This is a genomic window from Advenella sp. (assembly GCF_052108595.1).
Classification (GTDB): Bacteria; Pseudomonadota; Gammaproteobacteria; order Burkholderiales; family Burkholderiaceae_B; genus Advenella.
Genome location: NZ_JBQEAU010000141.1, coordinates 1 through 9,423 on the forward strand (window position 1 = coordinate 1; position 9,423 = coordinate 9,423).

General features: G+C 55.8%; 10 protein-coding genes. 2 read left to right on the forward strand and 8 right to left on the reverse strand.

From position 1 onward, the window contains the following. Window positions 1-10: 10 nt before the first annotated feature. From priB to xseB, 6 genes are all read right to left on the reverse strand, one after another. On the reverse strand, window positions 11-349 hold the full coding sequence (priB, locus tag ACTIKR_RS18710) for a primosomal replication protein N (RefSeq protein WP_193088529.1): 339 nt from the start codon (window positions 347-349) through the stop codon (window positions 11-13). 24 nt (window positions 350-373) lie between these two features. Beyond that, window positions 374-754 (reverse strand): 30S ribosomal protein S6, encoded by a 381-nt coding sequence (rpsF, locus tag ACTIKR_RS18715; RefSeq protein WP_442328658.1) that lies wholly within the window; start codon window positions 752-754, stop codon window positions 374-376. 384 nt (window positions 755-1,138) lie between these two features. Further along, entirely contained in the window at window positions 1,139-1,936 is a 798-nt protein-coding gene (gene folE2 / locus ACTIKR_RS18720; protein WP_193088531.1) for a GTP cyclohydrolase FolE2, read from the reverse strand. Window positions 1,937-1,969: 33 nt separating this feature from the next. Next, entirely contained in the window at window positions 1,970-3,820 is a 1,851-nt protein-coding gene (gene dxs / locus ACTIKR_RS18725; protein ID WP_442328659.1) for a 1-deoxy-D-xylulose-5-phosphate synthase, read from the reverse strand. 78 nt (window positions 3,821-3,898) lie between these two features. Beyond that, the gene (locus ACTIKR_RS18730) at window positions 3,899-4,813 is read right to left on the reverse strand and encodes a polyprenyl synthetase family protein (RefSeq protein WP_442328660.1); all 915 of its coding nucleotides are present in this window, start codon (window positions 4,811-4,813) and stop codon (window positions 3,899-3,901) included. After that, window positions 4,810-5,064 carry an exodeoxyribonuclease VII small subunit gene (xseB, locus tag ACTIKR_RS18735; RefSeq protein ID WP_370540207.1) on the reverse strand — a complete coding sequence of 85 codons (255 nt, stop codon included), beginning with the start codon at window positions 5,062-5,064 and terminating at the stop codon, window positions 4,810-4,812. Before xseB ends, ACTIKR_RS18730 begins: the two co-directional genes overlap by 4 nt. A 261-nt stretch (window positions 5,065-5,325) precedes the next feature. Between xseB and ACTIKR_RS18740 the strand changes: the two genes are divergently transcribed. Next, window positions 5,326-6,465, forward strand: coding sequence for an aromatic ring-hydroxylating oxygenase subunit alpha (locus ACTIKR_RS18740; protein ID WP_442328661.1), 1,140 nt, complete (start codon window positions 5,326-5,328; stop codon window positions 6,463-6,465). A gap of 172 nt (window positions 6,466-6,637) precedes the next feature. On the opposite strand, the gene ACTIKR_RS18745 is transcribed toward ACTIKR_RS18740, so the two are convergent. After that, the gene (locus ACTIKR_RS18745; protein WP_193088536.1) at window positions 6,638-7,522 is read right to left on the reverse strand and encodes a DMT family transporter; all 885 of its coding nucleotides are present in this window, start codon (window positions 7,520-7,522) and stop codon (window positions 6,638-6,640) included. 184 nt (window positions 7,523-7,706) lie between these two features. On the opposite strand from ACTIKR_RS18745, the gene htpX reads away from it, so the two are divergent. Continuing rightward, the gene (gene htpX, locus ACTIKR_RS18750) at window positions 7,707-8,591 is read left to right on the forward strand and encodes a protease HtpX (protein ID WP_442328663.1); all 885 of its coding nucleotides are present in this window, start codon (window positions 7,707-7,709) and stop codon (window positions 8,589-8,591) included. Window positions 8,592-8,643: 52 nt separating this feature from the next. Here htpX and ACTIKR_RS18755 read toward each other — a convergent pair whose 3' ends face one another. Further along, on the reverse strand, window positions 8,644-9,321 hold the full coding sequence (locus ACTIKR_RS18755; protein WP_442328664.1) for a tripartite tricarboxylate transporter substrate-binding protein: 678 nt from the start codon (window positions 9,319-9,321) through the stop codon (window positions 8,644-8,646). Window positions 9,322-9,423 lie beyond the last annotated feature (102 nt).

Here is a 9,423-nt window from a genome sequence, read left to right on the forward strand (position 1 = left end):
GCTCATTCCGTTATGCCAGGATGCCTGGTGATGGCGATGGGTCCGTTGTGTTTGCTTCGCCGGGAAATTGAACCTGCTGGATATGCAACACCAGCCTGCTTGAATTTTTCCTTGTAGGCGCCAAAAATCCGCGTACGCGCATTTCGGCTCCCAGTGGCAATGAGGCCAGCTTCTGCCCCCATTGGCCGATGGCCTTGGCCGGAATCGTCATCTGGACGAGCCGCGGCAGACCGGCTTCAATCACTTCGGACTCATGCGTCAGGATCAGATCCAGCACCGGCATTCCTGCCGGTGTATGCCTGAGGGCGCCCATTTCAAGTATGCGGGCCTGCAGGCTAAGCTGGTTCATATTGATGCCTGGCGCGATGCGCCATTAACCCGCGTTTTCCTGTTCTGATGTCTGCTCGGTGGTCGCCTTGCGGGCTTCTTCACGCTCTACAGATTTCATCATCACCGACGCACCGGTATGGGACTTGCTGGCCTTGATAACCAGGTGACGCAGTACGGCGTCGTTGTAGCGGAACGCATGCTCAAGCTCATCCAATGCAGCTTGTGAGCATTCGATATTCATGCAGACATAGTGAGCTTTGACCAGTTTCTGGATAGGGTAAGCCAATTGGCGGCGGCCCCAGTCTTCAAGACGGTGTACGGTACCACCGTCGCCTGTTACCGTTGCCTGGTAACGTTCGATCATCGCGGGCACCTGCTCGCTCTGATCCGGGTGAACAATAAACACTACTTCGTAGTGACGCATAGATAACTCCTTGTGGAATGTCCGCAATAAGGCATTTGAATTGACAGCCAGCTGTACATGACAACCAGTGCAAGACAGAACACCAAATCGCAGGGGGCAGCCCGCCGGCACTACTGGTTGCGCAATTAGCATACTGGCGGCATTATCATTGTTTTAATGGCTAAATAACCAAATCAACGACCGCAAGATACGCGCAACCCCGTACCGGGGCGAGCAAGAAACCGTAGACTATAACACGAAAAAATCAAAAAGACCACCGACGGTGATCTTTTTTACGAGCCAAGATGCTGATTTACCACTGTTTTTTTCTCAAAGCGGCGTTTGCGCCCGGCCTACCTGCGGCGGGATGTCGCAAATGACGCTCCGACAGGGCAAGCTGCGCTGCTAGCCTTCTACTACTGCGTAGGCACTGTGGTTATGAATAGACTCGAAATTCTCGGCTTCTACCCTGTAACTGACAACGCCGGGCAGCTTCTGGAATACCGCAGCGACATCGCGCACCAAGTCTTCGACGAACTTCGGATTGTCATAGGACCTTTCGGTCACATATTTCTCATCGGTCCGCTTGAGCAACCCCCACAGCTCGCAGGAGCCCTGTGCCTCGATACGCCGGATCAAATCGTCCAGTTCATAGTGCTGCTCGGCGATCAGACTGACCGTGACATGGGAGCGCTGGTTATGCGCCCCGTATTCGGAAATCGCCTTGGAGCAGGGGCACAGACTCATGACAGGCACCAGCACAGTCTGCTCGACCACGGCCTGCTCCCCTTGCGCCTTGGCCACCCAGGTTACCTGATAGTCCATCAGGCTTTCCACGCCGGATACCGGCGCCGTCTTATTGATGAAATAAGGAAAGGTTGCCGTAATATCACCCTTTTCGGCATGCAGCAGCGGCAGCATCTCGAGCGCCATGGCACGAAATGTTTCGGCTGTCATGGGCCGATTGCGCCAGGTGTTGAGCAGCGCCATGAAACGGGACATATGCGTGCCCTTTTCGTGCGCCGGCAGCATCACCGTAAACGTCCATTCGGCAATGGTTGCCTGCACCGAGCCGTCGGCCAGTTGCAGCAACATAGGCTGCTTGACCTGCCGGATACCCACACGCTGTATGGTGATATGCCGCTCGTCCAACGTACTTTGCACATCGGGCATCAGCACCGACGGTTCAATTTGAGAATTCATTTATTCGCTCTATAATTTATTTATCAGCCAGCGCTACCCGAAACGCCGGGCGATCGCCTGCTCTATTCCTGCTGCATCCAGTCCGACACTGGCCAAAAGGCCCGCCTGGTCGCCATGATCAATGAAAACATCCGGCAATCCCAACTGCAGCAGATCGCAACACAGGCCGTTGGCATGCATCAGCTCGGCCACCGCACTGCCTGCGCCACCCATGATAGCGCCCTCTTCCACGGTGACCAGTTGCTGGTGAGACTGCATCAACGCCAGCAGCAACGTGTCATCCAGTGGTTTGACAAACCGCATATCCACCAGCGTTGCATTGAGTTTTTCCGCGACAGGCGCTGCAGCATGCAACAACGTACCAAAGGCCAGGATAGCCAGCTTTTCGCCCTTGCGCCGCACCACGGCCTTGCCCAGGTCGACCACATCCAAAGTGCTCGTCACTTGTGCACCGGATCCGCTGCCTCGCGGATACCTGACAGATGCCGGGCCAGCGTGCTGATAACAGGTAGACAGCAGCAAGCGGGTTTCGTTCTCATCGGAAGGTGTGGCAATAACCATATTGGGGACGCATCGCAAAAATGCAATATCGTAATTACCGGCATGTGTCGCACCGTCAGCGCCCACCAACCCTGCGCGGTCCAGCGCAAAGGTGACATCCAGATTCTGCAGGGCCACATCATGAATGAACTGATCATAACCGCGCTGCAGGAACGTCGAATAAATGGCCAGCACCGGCTTGAGCCCTTCGCAGGCAATTCCCGCGGCGAACGTGACCGAATGCTGCTCGGCAATGCCGACATCAAAATACCGTTGCGGAAACCGTTTTTCAAACTCGACCAGCCCGCTGCCCTCGCGCATGGCGGGGGTGATCCCGATTAGACGCGAATCCTGTTGCGCCATACCGCAGAGCCAGGCGCCAAAAACCTGGGTAAACGTCTGCTTGCCCGGCTTGGCCGGTTTCTGGATACCCAGCTCGGGGTCAAACTTGCCGGGTCCGTGGTACAGCACCGGATCGGCTTCAGCCAGTTTATATCCCTGACCTTTTTTGGTTATAACATGCAGAAACTGCAGGCCACCCAATTCCCTTAAGTTCTGAAGGGTTGGAACCAGTGAGTCCATATCATGACCATCGATGGGGCCCACATAATTGAATCCCAGCTCCTCAAACAACGTAGCCGGACTGATCATGCCCTTGGCATGCCCTTTGACGCGCCGGGCGATGTCCAGCATGGGCGCGGGCATATGTTCAAGCACGGCACGTCCGACATTCTTGGCGTCGCGATACAGCCCGCCGGACAACAGTCGCGCCAGATAGCGATTGAGTGCGCCAACCGGTGGTGAAATGGACATATCGTTGTCGTTCAGGATCACCAGCACATTCACGTCTGGCGTTACGCCCGCATTGTTCAGCGCCTCGAAGGCCATGCCGGCACTCATGGAACCGTCGCCGATCACCGCGATATGTTGCCGGTCGATACTTAGGTTCCTGGACGCAACTGCCATACCCAGCACCGCAGATATGGACGTTGACGAATGGGCGGTGCCAAACGCATCATACTCCGACTCGCTGCGACGCGGAAAGCCCGAGATGCCGCCATGCTGGCGCAATCCCGGCATATCCCCGCGCCTGCCGGTCAGGATCTTGTGCGGATAGGATTGATGACCGACATCCCAGACAACACGATCATGCGGCGTATTGAAAACATGATGAATGGCCAGCGTAAGCTCTACGGTGCCCAGATTGGATGACAAATGGCCCCCCGTGCGCGATACGGAATCCAGGATGAAGGCACGCAACTCTGTCGCCGCCATCTTCAGTTGATGCTGGCTGAGTTTTCGCACGTCGGCGGGTAAATCAAGTGTATCTAGTAACTTTGTCATGAAATCGTCTTGGATGCCCGGCGCTGCAGATCCGCAACAGCCGGGCAGAATGAATCGCGGATTGACCTCAAAAGACTGTCAGGATTTTCGATGGATAATCAGGTCTGCCAGTTCCCGCAGTCGGCAGGCTGGCTCACCCAGCGGCTTGATGGCATCCAGGGCCGCTTCATGCAACTGCTGCGCAAAGTCTCTGGATTGCGCCAGCCCCATCACCGAGACATACGTGGGTTTGTTGTCCGCCGCATCCTTGCCCGGCGTTTTACCCAGCGCCTGCTGATCGGCGGTCACATCGAGAATGTCGTCAACAACCTGGAACGCCAGGCCGATGGCCGAACCATAATTTTCCAGCGCCATACGGATATCCGAATTGGCAGCAGTCACAATCGCCCCCAGCTGTACGCTGGCTTCGATTAACGCCCCGGTTTTGAGCCGGTGCATAAATTGCAGTTGCTCTGGATCAAGACGCGTGTTGACGCTGGCCAGATCGATGGCCTGCCCCCCCACCATGCCCTGGCTGCCCGCAGCCTGTGCCAGCACATTGACCGCCTGAACCACAAGCGCCGGCGCGACCGACATTTGCGCCAGTTGCGCAAAGGCCAGCGGCTGCAGCGCGTCGCCTGCCAGCATGGCGGTTGCCTCGTCAAACTGGACATGCACGGTAGGCTTGCCGCGTCGCAGGACATCATCATCCATACAGGGAAGATCGTCATGGATCAGCGAATAGGCATGGATCAGCTCAACAGCAACTGCGGCGCGCGAAAGCGTGTGCTCCAGCGCAGAAGGCAATGCGCTTTGTTGCGCGCTTGCCTGCCCGGCCGCATACACCAGCGCCGCGCGCAGACGCTTGCCTGAGCCAAGCGCAGCATACCGCATGGCCTGGTGCAGCTTTGTCGGCGTTTCGTCGGCTGGCGGCAGAGCTTTGTCCAGCGACCCTTCAATCTTTTCAATGCAGGCCGGCAACCAGTCCTGAAACGATACAACCATGGCGTTCATGATTCGGACGATCCTGTCTCGCCCAGGGGAACCAGCATATTATTGCGCAGCACACTAATCTGCTGTTCAGCAGCATCCAGCTTGTCCTGACACACGCGCGCCAGCCCAACACCCCGTTCGTAGGCAGCAATGGAAGCCTCCAGCGACATGCTGTTGTCTTCCATTTGCGTCACGATCGATTCGAGCTCGCCCAGCGCCGCTTCGAACTGATCGGGCAATGCCACAGTGTCGGTTTTTGCATTCTCAGTCAAAACCAATCTCCAATGCTTTCAGTTGTGCAATTTGCTCATTGTACGAAATCAGCGGGGGCTTCGGTTGCAGATTTGCCACTTTTGCCGCAAAGTCAATCCACCCCGCCCCAGACTCCGATTTGAGCACCATTACCCAGGCCCGGCAATCTTGACTAAGGTATTGATTTTCTTTACAATTACCCTCCTTTTAATTTTTTTGACACTTTATGCCGGCTCATGACCCTTGGTGAGGCGGCATTTGTTTTCATCGGGGGGCATCTCATGTCTGATATTGCCAAACTGGCACATGTATCACCGGCGACGACGCAATTGCCAGTCGACGTCTACTTTAACGACGATATCTTTAAAAAGGAGCAGGCCCGCATCTTCGATGCCTCGGCGCTGTACGTCGGACATGAAAAACTGGTGCCCGAATCCGGAGACTGGCGCACACTGGCGCATGAACAGGCCGGACGCGTGCTGGTGCGCAACGGCGACAATATCAGCCTTATGTCAAATGTCTGTCGCCACAGACAGGCCATCATGCTAGGGGGCCAGGCGGGCGACGTGACCAGCGCGACCAATAACCATGGCAATCTGCGCAGCGCCGGCGGCAATATTGTCTGCCCGCTGCACCGCTGGACCTATGACAAGCAGGGCACCTTGCTTGGCGCGCCGCAATTTGACAGCAATCCATGCAAGAACCTGCAGCAGTTTCCAATACAGAACTGCAACGGCCTGCTGTTCGAAGGCCCGCGCAATCCGGCCGCCGACATGGCGCCCCTGTTTGCGCGCCCCGAATTCGATTTTTCCGACTATGTATTTGACCGCGCGATCGTGCACGAATGCAATTACAACTGGAAAACGTTTATCGAGGTCTATCTCGAAGACTATCATGTGGCCCCGTTCCATCCCGGCCTGGGCAACTTTGTCACCTGTGACGACCTGACCTGGGACTTTGCCGAAACCTTCAGTCTGCAGCGTGTCGGCGTGCACCAGGCATTGGCCAATCCGGGCTCCGAGGTTTACAGGAAATGGCACGACGAGTTGCTCAAGTTCCGCCAGGGTGAAACGCCAGACTTCGGCGCCATGTGGGTTACCTATTTCCCAACCCATATGATCGAGCTCTACCCGCATGTACTGGTTCTGTCCACGCTATATCCGGTCAGCCCGCAAAAAACGGTCAATCTGGTTGAGTTTTACTATCCGGAAGAAATTGCCATGTTCGAGCGCGACTTCATACAGGCCCAGCAGGCCGCCTATATGGAAACGGCGATCGAAGACGATGAGATTGCCGAACGCATGGACGCCGGCCGCCAGGCGCTGTACAAACGCGGCACGTCTGAAACCGGCCCGTATCAGTCTCCCATGGAAGACGGCATGCAACATTTTCACGAGTGGTATAACAAGCTGATGGCCTGATTGCTGTAGTCCCGCCTGGCTGCACGCATCGTCGCCAGTATATATGCGCGCACCAGGCAGCCGTTTTTGTGGGCACCGTTTTCCTAGGCGCGGTTATCGTAGGTGTCATTATCGTCGGTGCTTATCCAATGTATAAGCGTCCGCCGATACACCCGCATTACACCCCGCCACATCAGGACGTTGTCTTGACCACCTGCGATTTCTTTTGCCTGTCGGCCAGCGCCAAGGTGCGCCATGCCGAGAGCAGACCAGCCAAAATCACCATTCCCATACCCAGCCACGCCAATACGTCCGGCGCATTCTTCCATACCAGGATGCCGATGCCTGCGGAAAAGATGATGGTTGTATATTGCAGCGCCGCCGATAGCAGCGGCGAGCCCGAACCAAAGGCACGCGTTAACGCCAGCTGGCCGAACAGGCCGGACAGGCCCACCACCAGCAAGGCGACCCAGGCCACCACATCAGGCTGACCAATACCATGGGCTTTGATGCCTATTAAACTGGTGCTGGTAACAAAAATGGAAAAATACATAACGGTCAGCCAGATGGGCTCGCCAATGGAGCCCAGCTGGCGTACCTGCATCATGGCGACGGCGCCACAGGCCCCAGCCAGCAAACCCAGCGCGCAGGCAAACCACTGATCTTCGGTGATACTGGGACGCAAGATCAGGAGCACGCCGGCAAAACCAATGCCCACGGCAAGCGTGCGCACTACATCATTGGTCGCCCTGCCCGACAGCAGCAAAAAGCCCGCAATAAACAGGGGCGAAGTGTAATTCAAACTGGTGCTGGTGGCCAGGGGCAGCACGCTGTACCCATAAAATGCCATCCACATGGCGCCTACGCCAAACACGTTACGCATCAGGTGCAGGCGTATACTTTTGGGTTTAAGGGATTTGCGGGTGGAGACGGCCCAAATTACCAGCAGCACGACCGAAGGCAACCCCCGAAACAGGATCACCAGTGATAACGACGCGGCATGTTCGGATGCCAGTTTGACTGATGCCCCCATGATGGCAAACATGAGAGAAGCCACTAACATCCACAGTGCCTGCATGTAAAATCCGGAAATTACTTGAAAATAAAATAACATTCTACTGCGAACAAGACTGTAAAAGGACGACATTGCCCTTATATAATTGATCTGGCCTAATTCAGTTATTTTTAAGCTCCAGATGGCAGACTTATTCGGACTCGAAATATGTCATCCGGATTGATCCCTTCCTACAAGGACCTGCTGCATGAAACGCATTATTCTTTTTCTTATGACCAACCTCGCCGTCATGGTGGTGTTGGGCATTACGCTGAACCTGCTGGGTGTGAACCGCTATATGGATGCAAACGGCATCAATATGGGTCAGCTATTGGTATTTTCTGCCGTGATCGGCTTCGTTGGCGCCTTCATTTCCCTGCTGATGAGCAAACCGATGGCCAAATGGACCATGGGACTGAAAATAATTGATCCGGCGGCGCCCGGCAACCAGAGAGAACTGTGGCTGGTCGATACCGTTCATCAGCTAGCCGATCGCGCCGGCATTGGCCATCCTGAGGTGGCCATCTATGAAGGCGAACCCAATGCGTTCGCCACGGGTGCCTTCAAGAACGACTCGCTGGTGGCAGTATCTACCGGTCTGCTTGACAGCATGACCGAAGAAGAAGTGACTGCGGTTCTTGGCCACGAAGTGGCGCACATTGCCAATGGAGACATGGTCACCCTGACCCTGATCCAGGGCGTGGTCAATACCTTTGTCGTTTTCCTGGCCCGCGTGGTCGGATATTTCATTGACCGCACGATTTTCCGAAATGAACGCGGCGTCGGGATGGGTTACTACATTACCGTACTGGTCTGTGAGATCGTGTTCGGGGTCCTGGCATCCATTATCGTGGCGTGGTTCTCGCGTCAGCGCGAATATCGCGCCGATGCAGGTTCTGCACAAATGCTCGGCTCCGCCTCGCCCATGATCAATGCGCTGGCAAGACTGGGCGGCCTGCCCCCCGGCGAATTGCCCAAGCAGTTCGAATCCTCGGGCATCAGCGGTGGAGCCGGTGTAGCCGCGCTATTTTCTACCCACCCGCCTATCGAACACCGCATCAACGCGCTGCGCGCGCGCATCGTCCAGTCCTGACCTACCGGGGCATGGCAGAAACTCAAATGGCTGGCCTGAACCGCTGGCGGTATTAATTGATCTGTTCTGCCAGCGCCCGCCATTTTTTTATCCCCTGCGTCACGGACGCTGCTGCTTGCCGCTCGGTCCCGCCGACTGGAACAGCGCCTTCAGCCGATAGTGTTTTACGCACTTCAGGATCATTCAATATCCGGTTGATTTCGACATTCAGCTTCTTGATGATATGCCGGGGAGTTCCCTTGGGCGCCATCAACCCGAACCAACCGTTGCCTTCGTAGCCAGGCAAGCCCGACTCGGCGATCGTTGGCACATTGGGAAGCGCTGGCGAACGGCTTACTCCGGTTACTGCCAGTGCCTTGAGCGTGCCGGCCCTGATTTGCGAGAGCACCAACGGAAACGGCGCAAAATTTAACTGCGTCATTCCCGCTACCAGATCATTGATGGCCGGTCCACTACCCTTATAGGGAATATGGGTCAGCTTGATGTTGGCCATCGAAGCGAACAACTCACCAAACAAGTGGTTCGATGTCCCCTTTCCCGATGAACCATAATTGAGCTTGCCGGGATTTTTCTGTGCATAAGCAATCAGGCCCCGGACATCCTGCACTGGCAGACTAGCCGTTGCAGTCAGAATGGTTGGCGGTGTTGCCAACAGAATAACCGGGTCCAGATCGGTGACCGGATTATAAGGAAGATCTTTATACAGGCTTTGGTGTTGTTCCTGCTTCACTGCTAGCGACCGTCAATATGGATGGAATGCACTGTGGTTATTTCCACTCAGAATCGACCACATACTGGACACTGTGCGCCACCACACCCAAAGCACGCTCGC